The sequence below is a fragment of the Paenibacillus sp. MABNR03 genome (assembly GCF_050455445.1).
Lineage (GTDB): Bacteria > Bacillota > Bacilli > Paenibacillales > Paenibacillaceae > Paenibacillus > Paenibacillus xylanilyticus.
This window is the reverse complement of record NZ_JBCIYR010000001.1, coordinates 1,417,319-1,438,401: the sequence shown is the minus strand read 5'-3', so window position 1 is coordinate 1,438,401 and position 21,083 is coordinate 1,417,319. Positions and strand designations below refer to the sequence as shown.

12 protein-coding genes and 1 pseudogene are annotated in these 21,083 nt (G+C 46.6%); 11 read left to right on the top strand and 2 right to left on the bottom strand.

Going from position 1 to position 21,083, the window contains the following annotated elements:
- Window positions 1-170: 170 nt before the first annotated feature.
- The 7 genes from AAIH57_RS06130 (at window position 171) to AAIH57_RS06100 (ending at window position 8,197) form a co-directional block, all read left to right on the top strand.
- Window positions 171-746, top strand: a complete 576-nt coding sequence (locus tag AAIH57_RS06130; protein ID WP_175398650.1) for a TetR/AcrR family transcriptional regulator — start codon at window positions 171-173, stop codon at window positions 744-746.
- A 359-nt stretch (window positions 747-1,105) separates the two neighbouring features.
- Window positions 1,106-1,957, top strand: coding sequence for an SDR family NAD(P)-dependent oxidoreductase (locus tag AAIH57_RS06125; RefSeq protein ID WP_430020940.1), 852 nt, complete (start codon window positions 1,106-1,108; stop codon window positions 1,955-1,957).
- A 14-nt stretch (window positions 1,958-1,971) separates the two neighbouring features.
- A complete protein-coding gene (locus tag AAIH57_RS06120) occupies window positions 1,972-3,063 on the top strand; it encodes an FAD-dependent monooxygenase (protein WP_430020939.1) in 1,092 nt (363 codons plus the stop codon).
- Window positions 3,064-3,180: 117 nt separating this feature from the next.
- Window positions 3,181-3,504, top strand: coding sequence for a putative quinol monooxygenase (locus AAIH57_RS06115; protein WP_062327794.1), 324 nt, complete (start codon window positions 3,181-3,183; stop codon window positions 3,502-3,504).
- Between the two features lie 94 nt (window positions 3,505-3,598).
- A complete protein-coding gene (gene csaA / locus AAIH57_RS06110; protein WP_430020938.1) occupies window positions 3,599-3,931 on the top strand; it encodes a chaperone CsaA in 333 nt (110 codons plus the stop codon).
- 974 nt (window positions 3,932-4,905) lie between these two features.
- A complete protein-coding gene (locus AAIH57_RS06105; RefSeq protein ID WP_430020937.1) occupies window positions 4,906-5,508 on the top strand; it encodes a DUF7010 family protein in 603 nt (200 codons plus the stop codon).
- 703 nt (window positions 5,509-6,211) lie between these two features.
- A complete protein-coding gene (locus tag AAIH57_RS06100; RefSeq protein WP_430020936.1) occupies window positions 6,212-8,197 on the top strand; it encodes a glycoside hydrolase family 127 protein in 1,986 nt (661 codons plus the stop codon).
- Window positions 8,198-8,415: 218 nt separating this feature from the next.
- On the opposite strand, the gene AAIH57_RS06095 is transcribed toward AAIH57_RS06100, so the two are convergent.
- Window positions 8,416-9,336: a helix-turn-helix domain-containing protein gene (locus tag AAIH57_RS06095; protein ID WP_430020935.1), complete on the bottom strand. Its 921-nt coding sequence runs from the start codon at window positions 9,334-9,336 to the stop codon at window positions 8,416-8,418.
- Between the two features lie 111 nt (window positions 9,337-9,447).
- On the opposite strand from AAIH57_RS06095, the pseudogene AAIH57_RS06090 reads away from it, so the two are divergent.
- From AAIH57_RS06090 to AAIH57_RS06080, 3 genes and pseudogenes are all read left to right on the top strand, one after another.
- Window positions 9,448-9,693 (top strand): annotated as a pseudogene (locus tag AAIH57_RS06090) (arabinose transporter permease); the annotation flags it as partial.
- Between the two features lie 300 nt (window positions 9,694-9,993).
- Window positions 9,994-17,310, top strand: a complete 7,317-nt coding sequence (locus tag AAIH57_RS06085) for a DUF5695 domain-containing protein (protein ID WP_430020934.1) — start codon at window positions 9,994-9,996, stop codon at window positions 17,308-17,310.
- Window positions 17,311-17,657: 347 nt separating this feature from the next.
- Window positions 17,658-19,220 carry a glycoside hydrolase family 43 protein gene (locus tag AAIH57_RS06080; protein WP_430020933.1) on the top strand — a complete coding sequence of 521 codons (1,563 nt, stop codon included), beginning with the start codon at window positions 17,658-17,660 and terminating at the stop codon, window positions 19,218-19,220.
- Here the strand turns inward: AAIH57_RS06080 and AAIH57_RS06075 are convergent.
- A complete protein-coding gene (locus AAIH57_RS06075) occupies window positions 19,212-20,102 on the bottom strand; it encodes an AraC family transcriptional regulator (RefSeq protein WP_430020932.1) in 891 nt (296 codons plus the stop codon). The genes AAIH57_RS06080 and AAIH57_RS06075 overlap by 9 nt on opposite strands.
- Window positions 20,103-20,173: 71 nt before the next feature.
- Here AAIH57_RS06075 and AAIH57_RS06070 point away from each other — a divergent pair, with 71 nt between their 5' ends.
- Window positions 20,174-21,064 (top strand): pectinesterase family protein, encoded by an 891-nt coding sequence (locus AAIH57_RS06070; protein WP_430020931.1) that lies wholly within the window; start codon window positions 20,174-20,176, stop codon window positions 21,062-21,064.
- The last annotated feature ends 19 nt before the right edge of the window (window positions 21,065-21,083 follow it).

Below are 21,083 nucleotides of genomic sequence, written 5' to 3'. Positions count from 1 at the left end.
TGGTTCTTCCAAACCTAAAATATCCACAACAGTAGCTCCATCTCCTCTGTACAATGAGGAAGTAATCTGAAAGAAAAATGCTCAGTACCTTTTTTAGCTACAGGGATAATGGTCACAGACGTACAACCGTCGTCATGGACATACAGATATAGCACTGCTATAATGGACGTATGAACACATATGATAAAATATTGGCAGCTGCTCTTAAGGTACTCGAAGAGGAGGGCGGAGCCCAATTTTCGACGCGAGCTGTAACTTCGATCGCGCAGGTTACGGCTCCTACACTCTACCACCATTTCGGTAATGCCGATGGACTCCTGAGTGCAGCTATAGTGGAAGCGTTCAAGCAGTTATTTGAAAGCAAAATTGCCGCAGTGGAGTCCCCTATTCCAGAGATGGCACTTCGTCAGGGGTGGGATGACTATGTTCGCTTCGCGGCAGCCCGTCCTCGGATTTATGCGGCAATGATGGGGCGGTTACTCGAGGGCGCCCATATCGAGGCGGCAGATCAGTCGTACCAAGCACTGGTGCAAAATGTTCAAAGAGTTGCCGCCGAAGGAAAACTAGCTGTTTCAGCCGAAGCTGCGGCAGATCTGGTCTGGGCTTCTGCCAATACGGCCTCTTGGCTGTATGTGACGTCCCGAATTCGCAAGGTACCTCCCCCCCAGCCCGACGTCGTTGATCTCATTCGGGAAAGCGTAATGCAGATCATTTTGATCCAAAAGCCGGACGCCGGTTCAAAATGAGGGATCGATGACAGAGCCTGGAGACTCCAGACAAAGCCCCAATGTGGGCTTTGTTTTGTTTCATGGTAAAGATGAAGGACCACAAATCGTGGCACATAAGAGATCGCCTATCCAAGCAGGATGGCGATCTTTTTCATTTTCAGAGGAATTCGATGATCTCATTCCTCACGCCACGGTATCTCGTGAGCGTCGAAGTAAATCACGCTGCCCCCGCCATAAATGATGTTCAGGTCGCATGAGGACAACACTATACAAAAATATATAGCACCGCTATAGACAGTTTTGTATAGCGGTGCTATAATGGGCGTATAACAGTGCTATACAGTGATTCATAACTAATCAAACTCAGGAGGTTTACAATGCCATATAAAACTCAAGAATTGGTTGTCGTCACAGGTACTTCAAGTGGAATCGGCAGGGCTACCGCGGAGCAGCTCGCCGCTGAAGGATTTCATGTTTTGGCAGGGGTTCGTCGTCAGGAAGACGCCGACAAAATCAGACGCAAAAATATCGAGCCAGTAATCGTTGATGTTACCAATATAGACACACTAAGGGAGCTGGCCGAACGAGTGGAGCAAGATCCGCTAGGTCGCCCTTTGCGCGCCGTGGTCAACAATGCCGGCATAGCCGTTAATGCACCTCTAGAGATGGTTCCGCTCAATGAATTTCGCCGTCAGATCGAAGTCAGCGTGATCGGGCAGGTCGCGGTTATTCAGGCGCTTACTCCGGCCTTGCTGAATAGCGGCGGACGCATAGTCAATATCGGATCCGTTGGCGGCAAAATCTCTATGCCCGGTTTCGGAATTTATTCGGCTGCAAAGTACGCGATGGAAGCGATCAATGACAGTCTCCGCAGAGAGATGTCCTCGTTCGGACTCAAGGTCATCATGATTACTCCGGGTGGTGTCAGCACCAGCCTATCGGAGAAAGGGGTTACGACAGCCGATCGACTGTCCAAGTTGATGACGCCCGATCAGCACAGACGCCATGATCGTCTTTTTGATGCCGTGAAGGCTCAGGCTGAATCGTGGGCAGCGGTCGGAATCCCTCCTAAGAAAGTGGCAGATGTGGTTTCACGAGCCATCCACGCAAGTAAGCCACGCACCCGCTATACGGTCGGTCGCGATTCGGCACTGCTGACCCGACTGGTCCGTATTCTCCCAGACAAAGTCCTCGACCGGATGCTCCGCAGCCAGATGAAACTGCAGTAAAGGAAGAATGAAATATGCCACAAAACAAGTTTGAACATGCCATTATTGTAGGTGGATCTTTAGGTGGTCTAATGATGGGGTTTGCGTTATCTCGTTCTGGTTATACAGTTACCATTCTTGAACGTGCAGATTCATCCTTAAGAAATGGTGCTTTTATTCGTCTGCAAACAAAGCCTTATAGTAATAGTAAAATTGAACGAGAATTAAGACACTTGGCATCCAATGGTAACAACAATGTTGAAGCCTGGTCAGCCATTCAAGAACGTTTGCGCAATGCGGTTGCTAAAGAACCTGGTATTACCCTTCTGCACCATACACGTATTGTTAGTGTTGGGCAAAATGAATCATCTGCTTGGGCTACCAGTGAAGAGGAGCAGACCTTTAAAGGTGACTTTTTGATTGGCGCAGATGGATATCGCAGTATTGTCCGCCGCTATTTAAGCCCTGACAAACCATTTGCAGATTATGCTGGCTATTTGGTTTGGGTAGGGAAGGTGGACGAAGAACTGCTGCCAAAGAAAGACTGGAAAAAACGGCAACTTTCGAGCGCTTATTTCAACGATAGTGCTGCCGGTACATTGACAACTGCAGTGATGCCAGGGATAAAAGGGGGAATCAATCCTGGCCAGCGATGGATTGGCTTTTGCTGGTTTGATCATTCACATAATCATTTGCTGTCTGAATTAGGTGTATTAAAGGGCGGGATTGCCCAGCATTCCTTATACGGTGAAGCAATTCCGGATTCGCTACTAGAAGAACTATCACAAACCAGCCAAGCAAATTGGAATAAAGAAGATGATGCAATTTTGCAAATCGCGATTAAGGACCGCAGTTTAATCGGGGCACCTGTTAATGAATACATCCCTAATATATTGTCAAAAGGAAGAATAGCCATGATCGGCGATGCAGCTCATACCATGTCACCAATGACTGGCGCAGGCTTTAATGACTCACTTGATGATACAGTTGCCATTATGGACTCCATTAAACAGTATCCGAATTCGATAACACAAGCTTTGGGTGAATACCAAACACGTCGTTTAGATGTGGTTCGTCAAGATGTTCTTGGGGGCCAAGGCTTTAATCGTTCTTTTGGACGATTTTAACAGCATTTAACTAAGCCATTAATACACTGGAATTTCAAGCATAAACGGCGAATCCCCCATTTGAGAAAACGGTAAAGCAAAAAAATACGAAGTGTTTATAACTTAGGAGGAATTAGTATGAACGATACAAAGAACCCTTACGTTACTGTACTCTGGGAGGCGAGAGCTAAGGCAGGGAGAGAAGCCGAGATGAAGGCATTCATGACTGCTGCTGTCACCCCGTCGCGCAACGACCTTGGCAACATTGACTACGAGGCTCACGAGGTAGAAGGCCAGCCTGGTACATTCATCATCTACGAGCGCTGGGAAAACCGGGATGCCCTCAATCGGCACCTGAGCGCCCCCCGGATGCAGGAACTGGTGCCCCAGCTCTTAGAACTGATGGAGGGATCCATTGAGGAAGGGATTCGACTCCTGCAGCCGTTCCGCCCAGCGCAGTAAAACGCAGTACCGAGCGGAACTCATTAAGTTCTGCCGGAAAGCGTGAGAGGTATTTTCGTGAGCGGTTAAAGACTTTAGTGGAGGAGGCAAAACGTTGGCAACGATTGATGATTTTGCAGCACTAGATATTCGTGTCGGTACGATTAAGGAAGCGGAGTTTTTTGAAGAAGCTAAGATCCCTGCGATAAAGCTTAAGATTGATTTTGGACCGGAGATCGGGATGAAATCCTCAAGTGCACAAATAACTAAGCGTTACAAGGTTGAGGAAATTATAGGAAGGCAAATTATAGGAATCGTCAATTTTCCTCCTCGGCGTATTGCCGGATTCAAATCGGATGTATTAGTTTTGGGAGGAGTCCCTGAAAAAGGAGATGTTATTCTACTAAAGCCGGATACTGAAATAGCCAATGGCACTCCTATTGCGTAAAAATAAGGCTCTAAAAACGGCTCAACCTTAAAATCAGTGCTTGACGATTAGAGCAACAGGCGGTGCTATTTGCATTTCCAGAAGAATGCCGTTTTTGTAGCGGTTACGATTGTAGCCCAACAAGATGCTCAGACGTTTTCTGCTCTCACCATTTAGTGCATCCGCTGGAGGATTTAGCAAAAGATGTTGCCATTTCAAATGAGCTTTCGCCCATGATAATAGCGAATGCAGAACGTTTTTCGCACTGCCTGGCAGATCTCATTTATGGATCTGCCGCCATTCTACTATCAGGCAAGTTAGTTCAATCGTATCGAGAGTACCTCAAAATTGTTATTTGCCCATCAATTCGCTAAACTAACGGGCAGATTAGTGGAAAATACATTCAAATGAAATTACATACATACTAGTTGAATAGGAAAATATATATCCTGAATAAGGATATTTTTGACAATTATTAATCGCGAATGTCATGGAAAAGTGAGATAGTCAGAACTATTGTTGATAAGACACCTGCTGCAACAAAAGTATTATTCTCCTTTTATTATTCTCCTTTTATTATTCTCTTTGTTTTCTTCTGAAGATTTAATAATTTCTTGTGATAACACACTCCATATGACAATAGAGACGAAAGCCACGATTACAATCCACATATTATCACTTCCTGCTTAATACACAGAGCACTCCATACTTAATTTTTTGAAAGTAGAAAAACTATATCATAGGTTTCATATTCCAAATTAAATTTCATGTTTTCTTCATTTTTTGTCCATATGGATTCATTACGCTGATGGAGGATTTATTAGTATTTGCATACTAACGGACAGGATAGTTCCAATTTAATCCGTTAGCCATCTTAGATCCATAGATTAATCTCCCCCAGGTGAGGAGATGTAATTTAACAGGGTATTTCCTGAAAGGGAATTTATGGTACATTAAAAGTGGTTAAAATTTGAATTGTAGGAGACATGGTTAGTATGGAACATTTAGTAAAACCACCGAAAGCTGCTGTTTTTGGAGCTGCAAACGGGGTAATGTTCATGACTTTTTTTGGAGCGCTTTGGTCTGCAATTGGTATTATTGGTTCAAATAAACTGGGAGCTCCTTGGCTGCTTGTTCTTTCAGGTATTGTGACATTAACATTGCTAATCGGAGCTATTTCACTATTTGGGAAAGCACGTAACATGAACAATGTCACTGCAGAGAAAGAGAGGGAAAAGTGGAATAAAATTAATCGGAAATTCGGTATGATCTTTAGTTTAGAAGGTCTGGCAATATTGATTGCAAGTGTGCTTTGTAACTTATTCGATCACTTTGAAGTCTTTTTCCCGATCATGGCTATCATTGTTGGTATTCATTTTTTTCCTTTAGCTCGATTGTTTCGACAGAATTTTTATTATGGTACAGGTATAGTGCTCAGTATTCTAGGCATCATTTCTTTGTTTATACCACTGAATACCACTTTTGGCGATGTATCTCTAATTGCGAGGTCTACTTTTATCGGTTTCGGTTCTGCTTTGACGCTGTGGGTGACAGGTATCAGGATCTGGATAACCACGCTCAAGCAATTGAAGAATTAGAATAAGGATTTGCTCTACTGGATCAATTCTTTTCATGGAGTCCGCGAGACTCTTTCAGGGTACTTATCAAAATCCAAATCACAACGATTTCCATTCAATCAAAAGGGAATATTGCATAGAGCTTATTTGGCTAGAAGCTTTGGTTAAAAATCCAAATCTCGTCGTACCTGCCCCTGTAAGAAATCTTCAAGGTGATAGAGTGGTCTTGGACACCGATGCAGTAGATGTCAATATTGAGCAACTATCGTCTGATTGAGGAATTGATCAGATAATTACATTCGTATACAGACTGAAGCGATATCACAATTGGTAAACATTAGTTACGTACCAACCACCTAATCAATTAGGTGGTTTTTCTTTTGAATCTTCAATAAAAGATGGAATATTAATTTTAATAAAGACGGCTGGCAATAAATAGTTTTCCTTTTGTTGAGGTAATCGGTAGGATACTTTAATGCTAATCTGGATGTTTAGCATATTTATTGTACTAATGAATACCACGATGTTTTATGTAGCTATTCCTGGGATTACTGAAAGAACTTCAACACTCGTTTGTGGAGAAAAGACTGAATAAGAACAATGGCAGCAAGGAAGGTGCTCGTGCAAGGTTGTAATCATATAAATTTCAGTTGGAAATGATGATTTCACCCTGATGTAATGATTTGTAAAATAAGGATATTGAATAGAACAAGGAGAGGTTCCCATGACAAAACCAGATGTACCGCTTTATCCACAGACACCAGGGTATAGCCATAAAATCAATGATCCATTCTGGTCACATTATATAGAACTGGTCCGCAACGTGGTTGTTCCCTACCAATGGGAAGCGCTCAATGACCGTATCGAAGGAGCTGAACCAAGCCGGGCCATTCGGAATTTCCGCATCGCTGCAGGGGAAGAAGAGGGCGTTCATTATGGGATGGTATTTCAGGACAGCGATGTTGCAAAATGGATTGAAGCAGCAGCGTACCTGCTCTCTGCGAAGCCCGATCCGGAACTGGAAGTCCTCGTGGACTCCGTTGTTGAGACCATAGCACAGGCGCAGCAAGCTGATGGTTACTTGAACACCTACTTTACCTTGCGTGAACCTGGAGCGCGATGGACAAACCTCGCCGAATGCCATGAACTTTACTGTGCAGGACATATGATTGAGGCTGGTGTGGCGTACTATCATGCCACTGGCAAGCGCATGCTTCTGGATGTGGTTATTCGTCTGGCAGATCATATAGGCACCGTGTTTGGTACAGAGCCGGGACAATTGCCTGGTTATGATGGGCATCAGGAGATTGAACTTGCACTCTTTAAGCTGTATGAGACGACAAAGGAAGAGAAATATCTCGAACTAAGCCGTTATTTTCTGGATCAGCGGGGAGCGAGTCCGCATTTTTTTGTAGAGGAATGGGAACAAAGGGGCCGTACCGTACATTTTGGCGAGTTGGACATGGTGCATAAGCACAGCTACTCCCAGTCTCATCTCCCCATTAGGGAGCAGTCGACAGCTGAAGGCCATGCGGTTCGATTGGTGTACATGTGTGCGGCTATGGCAGATGTAGCTGCAAAGACGGGGGAAACATCACTGAAAGAAGCCTGTGAACGATTGTGGTGCAACACCGTGAGCAAGCGAATGTACATTACGGGAAGCATTGGCTCATCAGCAAAAGAAGAAGCATTTACAGGCGATTATGACCTGCCGGGAGATACGGCCTACGCAGAGACTTGTGCCTCGATTGGCCTGATCTTTTGGGCGAAGCGCATGCTTCAGATGAAGCCGGATAGCCGGTATGCGGACGTTATGGAGCGGGCTCTGTACAATACGGTGATTAGTGGAATGTCCTTGGATGGTCAACGCTTCTTCTATGTGAATCCGCTTGAAGTCGATCCGGAGATTCAACGTGTGAATCCTAATTATGCCCACGTGCGAACACGTAGGCAAGGGTGGTTTGGCTGTGCCTGCTGTCCGCCGAACATTGCACGATTACTGGCCTCATTGGATCAATACGTGTATACCCCAGTTGTGGAACAGGCTACGTTGTATGTGCAATTGTATATCGGCGGGGAAGGGGAATTCACACTGAAGGATAGAAAAGCAGCGCTAACTATGGCGTCTGACTATATCTCCACCGGAGAAGTGAAGCTGATCGTTCGGCCTGATTCCCTAGAGGGTATGGAGTTTACGATAGCTCTGAGAAAGCCGGACTGGTGCGAAATTCCCGAGCTGTGGATTAATGGGGAGAAGAAAGAACAGGATGGGTTTACTTTTGAATGCGGTTACATGAAGGTGACCCGTACGTGGAAAGCCGGTGATGAAATCAGGCTTCGCTTCCCTATGGAGTTGCTGCGGATGAAAGGACATGATCACATCAGAGCCACTTTCGGAAAAGTAGCCATACAGCGGGGACCGTTTATGTACTGTCTCGAAGAAGTCGACAATGGCCGAGGATTGCATCGCATTCAGCTGCCCCGGGACGCCCAGTTTCATATCGGTAGCGGGGATCAGATGCCTCTGGGGGTTCCGGCATTTACAACCATTGGGCAGCGAATAGTATCCTATGATGACTGGGGAACACAACTGTACCGCAGTGATGTTCACTGGGATGCCCAGCCTGCCAATCTTCGCTTCATTCCCTACTTCACTTGGGCCAATCGGGATGAAGGAGAAATGAGCGTTTGGATTCGGGAGTGCGAATAAGGGGATGACTACGAGGAATTTACCGTTCGAGGAACAGTAAAGCTGGCCACAGTAGATTACCAGTACTGCGGAACAGGAACCAGAAGCAGGGCAAGGTGAAGCTTAGGTTGAAAGGTACTTATTCATATAGGATAGACAAAAAAGGGAAAGCGTCCGATAGACCCAGAAGGCGTGTTACGGGATAACGCGATCTCTGGGGATCGGACGTTTTTTAATGTTCAGGGTATCCGTTCTGAATGAGTTGGTTTATTTTCTCTATTGGTGAACTTGCTGCGGAAGTTGGAAGGAGAGATGCCCTCTTTTTTGGAGAAACAGGAAGAGAAATAGGATACATGATTGAAGCCGATCTCTTCGGCGATACGAGCAACGGACCAGGCGGTTTGCAGCAGCAGCTTTTTGGCCTGTTCGATTCTGTAATGCAGCAGATATTCCATGGGTGTCATGCCATACACTTTCAGCATGCTGCGAGCGAGATAGTTTGGATGATAGTTGAGTTCCTTTTGCAGCAATGGATTGGAGATCGGTAGAGGGTAATTGTGGCGGATGTAGAGTTCAATTTTCTCGGCAATCCGAATGGCGGCAACGTCGGACAGTGAGGACAGCCCAAGGTCCAGATGCTGCATAAATTGCTGGAAAGTCGCCTGTCGTTTCCAGTTGCGCATGGACTGAGGCTCCTGATCAAGTTGAGAGAAATGCTCCAGCAGTTCCATGTCTTTGGTTGCAATGTGTATATGTTTGGGGATGAAGATGGAACAGACATCACAGTGGTTCAGATACGCGCTTACCTTATGTGTCTCGATTAGTTCGGCCTGATTGGCGAGGCATTCGTCCATGTTCGCAGACTCTCTCCAGCTGCCATAGGTTTGAAAATGAATCCAGATCATTTCCGTTTCCGCCTTACAGGCAGCGCTGCCGTAATGGTGTCCATCCGGCTTAAGGATCAATGCTTCTCCGTGCTTTAGAAGCCATTCTGTCCCGTTCTCGCTAATAGCGAGTGAACCACGTGTAACAACAATCAGGTCGAAGACACCGATGTCACTACGGCTGATGTGGTATTCACCGGCTTCGTAATAAGCACGTCCGCAATCAATAAAATAGGGAATGGGCGGGGTGATGAAATGTAGGATGGGCGAGTCCAAACCGGCACCTCCGAACAGGTTGAAATATTTAAAATTCATGTTGGCATCGAGCATTTATTTTTTATGATACAACAAGTAACATACTAAATAAAGCGCTTACGAAATTGGCAAGGGACAATTGCCATCTTGCAGGCCATGAACAGCTGGAAAAACTTTCTTTGGCCGCTCATTGTGCTGCGGACAACGGAGCAATTTACCTTGCCGATTGGGCTGGCTTCCTTCGTATCCCCACTGGGCAATCATTATGAGGAACTGATCTCAGGAGCCGTGCTTGCCATTGTACCCATCTTGATTCTGTTTCTGTTCTTTCAGCGCTACTTTATCTCAGGTCTCACGGTTGGCGGGGTGAAAGGTTAAAGTAAACTTCCTCTATATGACGAAATGGTTGCCCCAAGCTTCATTCATGTTTTTTGCCTCTGTCCTCGAACTAGGAGGTGGGGCATTCAATGATCATCTGAAGGGATGCTAAACGATGGTGGAGTAACGGTTACAGGATTCGATTATCCTAACAAACTACTTAGAGATTCTACTTTAAACGAAAGCATGAACGTCATTTTCAATTGATCGGTCAAAGGTATTTTGTAGAAGAGCTATACTTACCGGTTTAAGAGAATTAATCCCCTAATTGATATGATCACATGTATACAGGAGGTTATAATGACAATGATTTCGAAGAAGTGGAAGCCACTGATGATCGCGCTGCTGCTGACTTTTCCAAGTCTGCCGTTGCAGGTTAGCGCTTTGCCTGAGGTTGCGCCGTCTGCAGTAAAGACCGGTATCTCCAATGCCAGCCTGTCGGCCAAAGTCGGCGATTTAGGCCAGATTGAAGAGCTCTACATCAACAACAATCCTGCCAATAAACAGGGGGAGCCGATCAATTTCGTCCTCCCTAACACGACGTCACCGCAGAATGGTACCCAGCACCAGTGGATGGGTGAAATGATCTTCTCTTACCGTGTGGGTGCCGATGGACAATTCCCTGACAACAGGGAGGGCTTTGTAGAAGTTGATACCAATAAAACATTGGCTGCCGGGGGATCCACACAATATTCGACCATTAATCCTGATAACCCCTACATTAACAAGACAGCATCAGCAGACGGCAAGAAGGTAGAAGTCAACTTTATTGGACAGGACCTGAACTCTACAGACCAGCGGGTAATGAAGGGCTTCGATGTGAAATCCGTTTTTGATATGGAGACTAATGACGGTTCAATGCTTTGGGAAATTACGCTGAAGAACAAGAGCAATCAATATATTGAATTCGGGGATATCGGCTTGCCGATGCCTTGGAATAACAAATACCAGACCTTATCCGATACCTATGATGACCGTGTGACGGTGCATAATTTCGCAGGTGCTGACAGCGGGTACTCTTATGCTATCCGCACCAGTGGCGAGGGGAACTTTATGCTCTTCACCCCGGTACCGGAAAGCGGAGCTCGAATCGAGTATGTGGATTATTGGATGCATGAAGCGGGAGAGCGGCGTGCTGCAGATACCTTTAAGAACTGGACAGGGGACAGTGGCGGTTGGTATCCGGGGCTGAATGTGCTCTATATCCACTCCAAAGATATTCAAAAAACGGGACGCGGATACTTTACCGATGCTTCCAGCCTCGTCCTAGGACCGGATGAGTCCAAGACGTATAAGTTCAAATTCTCTGCCGTCCGTGGAGGCGACAATACGCCGCAGGAAAGCGCAAAAAGCCCAAATAACAGTTCGACCTCGATGGAGGATCGTGAAGCCAATCTCCGGTCCATCTTATATAAATCAGGCATGATTGATGCCGTAGCGGTGCCGGGCTTCCAGACAGCGATCAATATGCCTGTAAAGCTAGACCTGCACTATGACGACAGTATCGTTGATATACAGTCCATCGATATTCAGAATGTGGCAGAGAATGATCCGTTTGACGAAGCGCATATTCCGGATATCAAGCCTGGAAAGAGCAGAAAGGAAATGGTTGACAACTCGCGGAGCGGACGTGGACTCCCTGACGGGAACCCGGGTTACAACGAGTCGGTAGAGTTTGTAGAGACTACGATCGTCAATGGTGAACAGCATCATATCTATTCACTTCAGTTTGATTCGGTCGGCAACAACAGCGTGCGTATCGAATATAAGCTGAAGGACGGTAACGAATCGGTGGATAAATTCACACAATTTGAATTCAATGTTCTAGCCGAGCTGGATGCCATCTCGGATGCCCATTCCGAATTCATGGTTCAGCGAACACAGGATAAGAACCCGGAAAGTCCGACTTACGGTAACTATTTCGACTGGTATCTTTCAAGCGGCATCGATCTCAACATAAGTCATTGGGGAGATGACTGGAGCCATGACAACATCAACTTCATGACGATGAAGAACTATTTGGCCCCCAATCCCGATGAAATTCGCTCTATCGAGACATACCTGATCGACTTCATGTGGGAACGATACATGAAGAATACTCAGGATAGCTACATCGTTGCGAACTGGCTGAAAGATTCAGGAGCGTACACCGACAAAGATAAGCCTTATACACGTACGTTCTCCGAAATCATGGAAGCTACCGGATTCTTCAACATGTATCGGATTCAGAAGGCATATCCCAATCTGATCGAGTACCGGGAATCGCCTCAGTTTTATCTGGAGAAAGCTTATAACATCTACTATAAGCGTGTTTCCACCGGGGCCATCGGCTTCTATGGCGAGCAGCAAATCCCGGATATGATTGAAGCACTGAAGGAAGAGGGGATGCAGACCGAGTCAGCCAATCTGCAGAAGAAGTTCGCCCTCGACAAGGGACGGAATATGACGAGAGCCACTTATCCTTACGGCTCGGAATTTGAATATGATAATACTGGCGAAGAAGGGGCTTATGCAGCAGCGAAGGCGCTGCGCATGTACTATCCTGCAGACGCGCTTACAGGTGCAGCTGAGAGAAGTATGGAAATGGCCGACTGGAAAACACGTGCTATGCGCGGGATTCAACCTACATGGTTCCATTATTCCGTGCCCGTTTTCCGCGGCGGTGAAGGCTGGTGGAATTTCCAATATACTGCGTCTTTAGCAGGATACATTATGGATGACTGGCTAAGGTATGAGAATGATGGCAGATCGGTGGAGCAGAAGGCAACTGCGCAGCAGCGCAATTATGCCGCGAAGATTTCGAACTTTAACGCCGTCAATATGGGACAGATTTCGGCTAATTCAGTTGGCAGCACCTCCTGGAGATATTCGATGTATAAAGGAGGCACGGGTACTAAGGACGTATACGATGGCGGCTCACGCGTCATGAGTAACGGCTGGAATGATTTTTCGGGCGAATCGGAAGAAGGTCTCTATGGTTCCCTTCTCAGCATCAGCTCCGATATTGTTACAGATCCGATATTCGGGCTATTCGGTTATGGAGCGCTGGTGAGTGACGAAGGAGACAGCTACAACATTACGCCAAAAGACGGTTTCGGCAAGCGGATCAATCTGATCGATGAGAAAATCTATTTGGAGCTGGAAAGCGATAAAGTGGAAAGCGCGCAAATTCAAAAAGATGGTAAGGGTTTTACTCTCCAGCTCCTGAATCCCTCAGGGAAAGAGCATACTTCACGGATTTTGTTCGATGGAGTGGGGATGGAGAATGGATACTATTCCATGAAGCTGAATGGTGCAGCTGCCGGACAGTTCTATGTTCAGAATAATGAAGGCGTTGCCATGTTTCAGCTGGGTAGCGTGCAGCGTGCTGAATTGATTATTGAAAAGTCAGCCGGCGGTGAAAATGAAGCTCCGCAAATCACTGTAGATCTGGCGACACAACATCCACAGGCGTTACTTCCATTTATGCTGAATGGGATTGTAACCGATGATGGCGCGCCGGAAGGAACTCTGTCTTATCAATGGGAAGTGGTCAGCGCCCCGGAAGGCGGCAAGCTAACCTTTACTCATCCGAAAGCAAGCATTACACAGGCTACGGGTACCAAAGCAGGCTCTTATACGGTTAAGCTTAGCGCAAGTGATGGACAACTGACTGGATCCAGCCAGTTAATCTTCGAACTGGCTTCTCCGCCGGATAAACAGCCTCCATCAATTGGCCAAGTGACCGCGGTTCAGGATGTTGCCAATAACAGTATCGTAGTATTGTCCGGGGAGGCCATTCCTGACCCTGTGCATAGCGAGGCAGAAGAACCCCAGTTGAAGTACTCTTGGACCGTCAAGCAAAAGCCTGAAGGTTCAGCCGACATTTCATTTGTTGATGGTGACAAAGCAGCGGCCTATGCGCGTGTAAGCATGGCAGGCACCTACTCGTTTACGTTCAGTGCGGCAGACGGAGACAAGAAGGCCAGTAAGGATGTAACGATAGAGATCAAGGAAGATACAGTTGATGTTTACCGGGCACTCAGCGTAGTGACCAAAAAGGATACTGAACCAGAACTCCCCAGACAAATCTATATTCTGTCAGAGGACGGGTATCTTGAGCAGGAAATCGCTTGGGATGCTATTGATCCGGACCGCTATGCTAGTGCAGGCCAATTTGAAGCCAGGGGAAACGTCATTGGTAGTGTACTGGAGGTTCGGGCTACCGTATATGTCGTGAATACAGGACTGCAGAATGCAGCGCTGACGGCCAAAGCGTCCGCTAGCTTCTCTGGTGGCGACGGATATCCGGAAGCAATGAATAACGGCATTGAACCTAAGAGCTCTTCAGATTTCTCGCCGAACCGCGGTGCAACCAACAGTGCATGGCATAACTGGGGTAGAGAAGGAGATCCGGCATGGGTGACGTATGAATGGGATCAGCCATTCCTGGCTTCTTCCATGGATGTATATGTTTTTCAGGACAACGGCGGGAACTTCCGACCGAAGGATATGCAGCTTATGCTTCGCGGCGAAGATGGGAAATGGTACACCCCGCGGGCCATAAAGGGACTTGGCAATGAGCTTAATCGTTACAATACAACGACCTTTGAGCCTGCATATATCACAGGTGTCCGTATGGACATGAAGCCTTCGGTTAATGGCTCCGGTATTCTGGAGTGGAAGGTAAACGGCTATACCGGGGCGGTAGATAAGTCGGAACTGATCAAGGTCTATAATTATGTAAATACATTAAATGCCTTGAACTTTGCAGATCCTGGCCTTGCGCCAATTGAAGCGGCGAAGGCAGAAGCTTCTGCTGTGATCAAGAATATGAATGCCACAGACGGAGAAATAACCCTGGCGCTTGAGAAGCTGCTGACGGATTTGCGTCTACTCAATCCGAGAGACGGCAATATGGCCTTCCTCGCAAATGCTTCTTCCAGCTACACCTCCCCTTGGGAGAGTCTGGCGGCAGTGAATGACGGAAAGAAAGATGGCAACAACATCCCCCATTGGGGAACCTGGGGCCATGAAGGCGCAGAGGAGTGGGTGCAATATGAATGGCCGCAGGGTGCCTCTATCCGGAGTTCGAATCTGGTGATGTGGTCAGATGCCGGCGGGATCAAGCCTCCTACCCAAATGGTGTATTCCTACATCCCGGCGGATAGCGCTACTGATGAATGGGTAACAGCGGGAACGGTTACGGAAGGAATCAAAGTAGTTGAACATTCACCGGCAGAATCCTTCAATCCGTACACGTTTGATCCGGTGCTGAATGTAAAGGCAGTGCGGGTGACCCTGACCAAGCAATCACAGGCAGGCGATACCGGTGTCGGCCTATGGGAATGGGAAGTTCTCCGGGTAGGATCCACTCAAGATCGCGAGGCTCCAGTAACACCGGCCGGGGTGGCACCGTCCGTTCTCCATGGAGATGACGGCAAACTGATTGGTGTGACAACAGAAATGGAGTATAAGAAGGAAGGCGAAGAAGAATATACAGCAATTGCAGGAACTGAGGTTACAGGTCTCACCACCGGTAAATATTATGTCCGGTATATGAAGACCGGTTCGCTGAGTGCCAGCCTGGATAAGGAAGTCGTTATACCGGAAAGGCAGACACAGGAGCAGGCTGCACCAGATGCGAGTGGGTGGGTAATCTCACACGCCAATTCGGATACCGACATAAAAGGCAAAATTGAGGGTTTGAATGATACGATGGAATACCGGAAGCTGGGCGAAGAGGATTACACGCCTGTTAAAGGTTCAAGTATTAGCGATCTGGAGCCTGGCAGCTATCAGATCCGGTATGCAGCGACAGATAGCCTAAAGGCAAGTCCGCCCGTAACCGTGGACATTCACAATGAAGCCAAGGAAGACAGAGAGGCACCAACAGCGGAAGGACTCATCATTACACCGCCTACAACAGCAGGCGGAAATGATGGCAGAATCGAAAATGTGACTGCCGATATGGAGTACCGGATGGTGGATCAAGGTGGTTTCATGACGGTCAGTGGAACCAGCATTGAAGGCCTGAAGGCTGGCAGCTATGAGCTCCGGTACGCCGGAACGGATATGAGCAATCCAAGCCCTGCGATCCTGATCGTTGTGCCTGACGGAACCAAGCAGGAGCAGAATCCGCCGTCCAGTGCAGAGGTCAAGGGTGTAAATGTCAGTGCTGCTGGGGCCAAGGATGGTAAGATCACTGGTGTAAGTCCTGTAATGGAATACCGACAAGAGGGAGGAGACGCTGGCAGCTGGAATGCGATCACAGGCACAGAGGTTACAGGTCTTGGTAACGGAATCTACGAAGTGAGATATAAAGAAACGGCAACTCATTATGCGAGCCAATCCCTTACTGTCGTTATCAGTAATCCAGTCATCAATCCGAAGCCTACGGAAACACCGCCGTCAACGAATGCACCTGTGTCAGTCACTGCACCTTCACCGACTCCTGAAAACATTAAAGTCGAAGGGAATTTGATTAAGATTTTGGCAACAAAGGCGGATAACAAAACCGGTATAGCTAAAGGAGCACCCATCCAGCAGGAAGATCTTAATAAGGCTCTGGAGCATGCAAAGGCGAATAGCAGCAATGTTAGAACGCTCTTGGTGGAAATAACAAAAGCAGAGGGAGCAAATGCCTATGCAGTTGAGCTTCCTGCAGCTGCACTAACCTCAGATCATGGCAACATCAAGATAGAGATTAATACGGAATTTGGTACCATTACCGTACCTTCTAATTTGCTGAAGCATGCATCAGGTGCCAAAAGTGTGGAACTGGCACTTAGCCGACTAGATACTGCAAAGCTTCATTCAGAAGTAAAGTCCGTAACAATCAGCAGACCTGTTATTGCATTAACTGTCCACTTAGATGGAGTAGAAACGGTAGCCTTGAATGCACCGGCTGAAATCAGACTGCCCTATGCTCCAGGTGTTGAAGAATTGACCAATTCGAGTTACCTTACAGTTTCGTATGTGGCTGTAAACAGTACGTTTGTTCAGCTACTGAATGGCAAATACGACAGTGCTCTACAAGCCATGGTTTTTCCAGTGACAAACACAGGTGAATATGCAGTTGTTTATACGAAGAAGTTCTTCAATGATGTCATCAAGGATTCGTGGTACGCACCAGCGGTTGAAATAATGGCGTCCAAAGGATTCATCGACGGGACATCAGCAACAAGCTTTAGTCCCGGCCAAAAGGTCACAAGAGGTGAGTATCTAGCCTGGTTGGTAAGGACACTGGATCTCACAGCAGAGTTCAACACCACCTTCAGTGATATTGAGCGAACAGACCTCTATTATGAGGAAATCGGAATTGCCAAAGCACTCGGGATCGCCTTGGGCTCATACGGCAGCTTCCATCCGGAAAAGGAAATTGCTAGACAAGATTTGGCTGTGCTGACCATGCGTGCCTTGCGTGCAGTGGGAAAAACCGAGCAGAACGGTACAGCTGAGGATCTCAAGAGATTCACAGATGCCGTAAATGTAGCAAAATACGCTGTTGATGACATGGCAGCAATGGTTAAAATGGGTTTCATAAACGGGCGAAGCAATGTCACCTTGAGTCCTGCTGGGACAACAACCAGAGCAGAAGCTGCTCAGGTTCTGTATAAGATTTTCTCACAGCTATAATAAAAGAAAGCGGCCCTGATCCTGTATGAAACAGAATCAGGGCCATTTTCATATTGGAAAGTTGGTCACAGGTGAAAGCCATTAAACAGGTTTTTCACTTAACTTATTTAAAAAATTGAAAATAAACAGCGTAGATACCCAGTAACGATCTTTTTTGTCCTGGAATTTAAACTTCAGCTACATTTCTTTATCGATTTATATCTAGGCTCACACAATTTCAAAACAAAAAAATAGAGAACACGAAAGTATAAAAAGAAGGCAACTGAACATGGAATAAGCAAGAAATTCACAGCGGATTGAACTATAATGGGCGTGTTTACAATACATTCGCTGGAGGAGAGCTGACATTGAGAACATTTCAAAACCCCGTAATTTCAGGATTTTACCCTGATCCATCAGTCATACGGGTGGGAGAGGATTATTATCTGGTAACTTCAAGCTTTGAATATTTCCCTGGTGTACCTCTGTTTCACAGTAAGGATATGGTCAACTGGCGTCAACTTGGCCACATCCTGGATCGTCCTTCTCAATTGAATCTGGATCATATTGCTCCATCTATGGGAATCTGGGCACCTACCATCCGATATCATAAAGGGATCTTTTATATGATTACAACTTACGTTGATAATGATAAACAACAGCATAATTTCTATGTTACGGCTACTGATCCTGCCGGAGACTGGTCAGACCCTGTTTGGTTGAAAGATGCTCCTGGTATTGATCCATCCCTGTTCTTCGATGATGGCCCCGTTTATTATTCAGGCAACCGAGTACCCCCAAGCGGGCAGGAATATCCGAAACACATGGACATCTGGTTGCAGGAAATCGATCTGAGTGAAGGAAAGCTCATTGGAGAAAAGTATAGTATTTGGCAGGGTGCACTTAAGGTCGCACATGCGCAGGAAGGTGCTCATATATACAAGATTGGCGAATGGTATTACGTAACGGTTGCAGAAGGAGGAACCGGGCACACCCATGCGATTACTATAGCAAGGAGCCGGAACGTCAAGGGGCCTTACGAGGGGTACAAAGCTAATCCTATTTTGACACACAGGCATCTTGGAAGAGAGTTTCCAATTGTAAACGTGGGCCACGGGGAACTGGTGGAGACTCAGAATGGGGAATGGTGGATGTTTTGTCTTGCTTCCCGAACCGCTGGAGGTTATTACCGTAATCTTGGTCGGGAGACATTTCTTGCACCTGTGATTTGGGAAAATGAGTGGCCAGTAGTTAGTCCTGGTAAAGGAATGCTGGAGTTTGAGACGGTTGCCCCGAACCTACCGGAACATAAGTGGGATCTCCCCTCTGTAAGAGAGGATTTTAATGGCACAGAACTATCTCCTGTTTGGAATTTTCTTCGTACACCCCGTGGAGAGTTCTGGAGTCTAACTGAACGTCCAGGATATCTGCGTATGAAACTGAAGTCGGAACAGCTGTCTGAACAAGCTAATCCCGCCTTTATTGGACGACGCCAACAGCATTTAAGTTTTAAAGCTGCGGTAAGTCTTGTATTTGAGCCCCAAGCTGATGGTGAAGTGGCTGGCTTAGTGCTGCTGCACAACGCGAACTTTCATTTCCGCTTTGTGTTAGCGCGTGAAGGAGATAAGTATATTCTTCGGCTGATTGAGCGTTTTAAGGGAGAAGAAAGAGAGCTTGGTTTAGAAATATGTAATGGAGGCAGAGTTCAGCTGAAAGTGGAAGCCCACCATCAGGATCATAGCTTCTACTTCAGAACAGAAGAGTCAGATGGGTGGAAGGTGTTCTGCATGAATGTAGATGGAAGGCTGTTAAGCACTGATCTGGCTGGCGGTTTTACGGGGACTTACATTGGACTGTACGCTAGCTCTCAGGGTACTCATAGTACAGCGGTTGCCGACTTTGAATGGTTTGATTATGAGGGCTTAACTTAGGGTTCTTGATTGGTTTGAAACAGGCTTGCCTCCCTGACGAAATTTGATTTCTTTTCGATAATGTGAAGGGTTGTAACCCGTAACCCTCTTGAAGGTTTTGTTGAAGTGGGACAGATACTCGAACCCGACAATTGAGGCAATTTCCTGGATTTTGCTGTTCGATTGGGTAATGAGTCGTTTGGCCTGTAAAATTCGAATATGCACGACATACTCACGAAAATGAAAGCCTGTCAGTCTGTAAAATATGCGGCTCAAGTAGGATGGGCTGATGAAGAATTGTCTAGCCGTTTCTTCCAAAGTCAGTGGTTTCTGATAATGCTCGCGAATGTAAGTAGCTACATCGGTAACCAGGTGGTGCAGTGGGTGCTTAGTTCTGTCACTCTGTGTGCGAGGTTCTATACGTTGAAGCAGAATCATTAATTCAGCAAATAAGGTAAGAACGCTTGTTTCATAAAAAGGCCGACATTCCTTACATTCCTCAAGCATACGTAGCAAGAGGGTTTCTGCTTCATTCTGCTCGCGCAGCATTAACCGAAAAAGATGAAAGCCGCGCTGATTAAACCATTGCCTATCATCTTGAAGCGGGGTGGGCAGCAGTGCTGGATTATAGTTAACTAGAATTCGTTCAAATTCAGCAATTTCGGAGCTTGCGGTAGCGTGCATCTCATCAGATTGAATAAGAATGAGCTCTCCTTTTTGAAGGGTGACCACTTGACTATCTACAAAATAAATGCGTTCACCTTCTCTAAGGTAATACAGTTCAATGAAGGGATGACTGTGGGCACGAGGCATAGATGTCATGCCGGCACGTTTCATATGCTGGATGCTGAATTGTTCGTTAGCCACATGAAATTTCGGGTGGGAAGCGTTTACAATTTCCATAGCTACTCCTTCTCACTTCGTAGTTATCACCATTATAGTTTATTTCCAAAGCAAGTTGAAAGGAGTAATGTATGTTGATTACCGTGTCTGCAGAAAAAGATGGAGATTTCACCCGTCTCCAGGCTGCCCTGGATTCGATCTCTCAGAAGGATTACTCGGATGTGACGATTCGAATCAAGCCGGGCGTCTATCGAGAGAAAATTGTCATACCATCTGATGCGCCACCCATTCTATTGCTCGGCGAAGATCCAGAAGCCACCATTATAAGCTGGTCGGATAATGCCCACACATTGGATGAAGACGGGAAACCACTGGGAACATTCCGCTCGGGGACGATGAATATATTTTCCAAACAATTTACAGCCGAGAATATAACGATCCAAAATGCATCTGGACCAGGGACGGGGCAGGCTGTGGCAGCTTTTGTCGATGGAGACCAAGCTGTCTTTCGCAGAGTGCGCTTTCTTGGAGATCAGGATACGTTATATACGGGGCAAGGGAAGCAATATTATAACGATTGTTATATTGAGGGTGATGTTGACTATATATTTGGTCCGGCAACAGCCCTTTTTGACCGATGTCATCTTCATAACAAAAGATCAAGAGGATACATTACGGCAGCCTCCACGCCGGAAGGTACGTCATTTGGTTATGTTTTTCTGGATTGCCGGATTACAAGTGGAGAAGGAGTTCGTGATATGTATCTTGGACGGCCTTGGCGTCCTTATGGGCATGTTGCCTTCCTGCGAACCGTTATGGATGGTTCCATTACAGGGGAAGGCTGGCATAATTGGGGGGCACCGGATAGAGAGAAAACTTGCCGCTATGAGGAATACGAAAGTAGTGGTGCAGGCGCCAATCCTTCGGAACGAGTTTCTTGGTCGCGGCAACTGACATCCACTGAGGCGAGTAAGTATCAGATTTTGACCATTCTGGGCGGCTGGCATCCCGAAGGTTACTGAGGAGCGTTACCATTGAATT

What these genes read in the sequence shown, in the direction of transcription:
- AAIH57_RS06130 (WP_175398650.1), top strand. Translation starts at nt 171, where the DNA reads ATGAACACATATGATAAAATATTGGCAGCTGCTCTTAAGGTACTCGAA.
- AAIH57_RS06125 (WP_430020940.1), top strand. Translation starts at nt 1,106, where the DNA reads ATGCCATATAAAACTCAAGAATTGGTTGTCGTCACAGGTACTTCAAGT.
- AAIH57_RS06120 (WP_430020939.1), top strand. Translation starts at nt 1,972, where the DNA reads ATGCCACAAAACAAGTTTGAACATGCCATTATTGTAGGTGGATCTTTA.
- AAIH57_RS06115 (WP_062327794.1), top strand. Translation starts at nt 3,181, where the DNA reads ATGAACGATACAAAGAACCCTTACGTTACTGTACTCTGGGAGGCGAGA.
- AAIH57_RS06105 (WP_430020937.1), top strand. Translation starts at nt 4,906, where the DNA reads ATGGAACATTTAGTAAAACCACCGAAAGCTGCTGTTTTTGGAGCTGCA.
- AAIH57_RS06100 (WP_430020936.1), top strand. Translation starts at nt 6,212, where the DNA reads ATGACAAAACCAGATGTACCGCTTTATCCACAGACACCAGGGTATAGC.
- AAIH57_RS06085 (WP_430020934.1), top strand. Translation starts at nt 9,994, where the DNA reads ATGACAATGATTTCGAAGAAGTGGAAGCCACTGATGATCGCGCTGCTG.
- AAIH57_RS06075 (WP_430020932.1), bottom strand. Translation starts at nt 20,102, where the DNA reads ATGGAAATTGTAAACGCTTCCCACCCGAAATTTCATGTGGCTAACGAA.
- AAIH57_RS06070 (WP_430020931.1), top strand. Translation starts at nt 20,174, where the DNA reads ATGTTGATTACCGTGTCTGCAGAAAAAGATGGAGATTTCACCCGTCTC.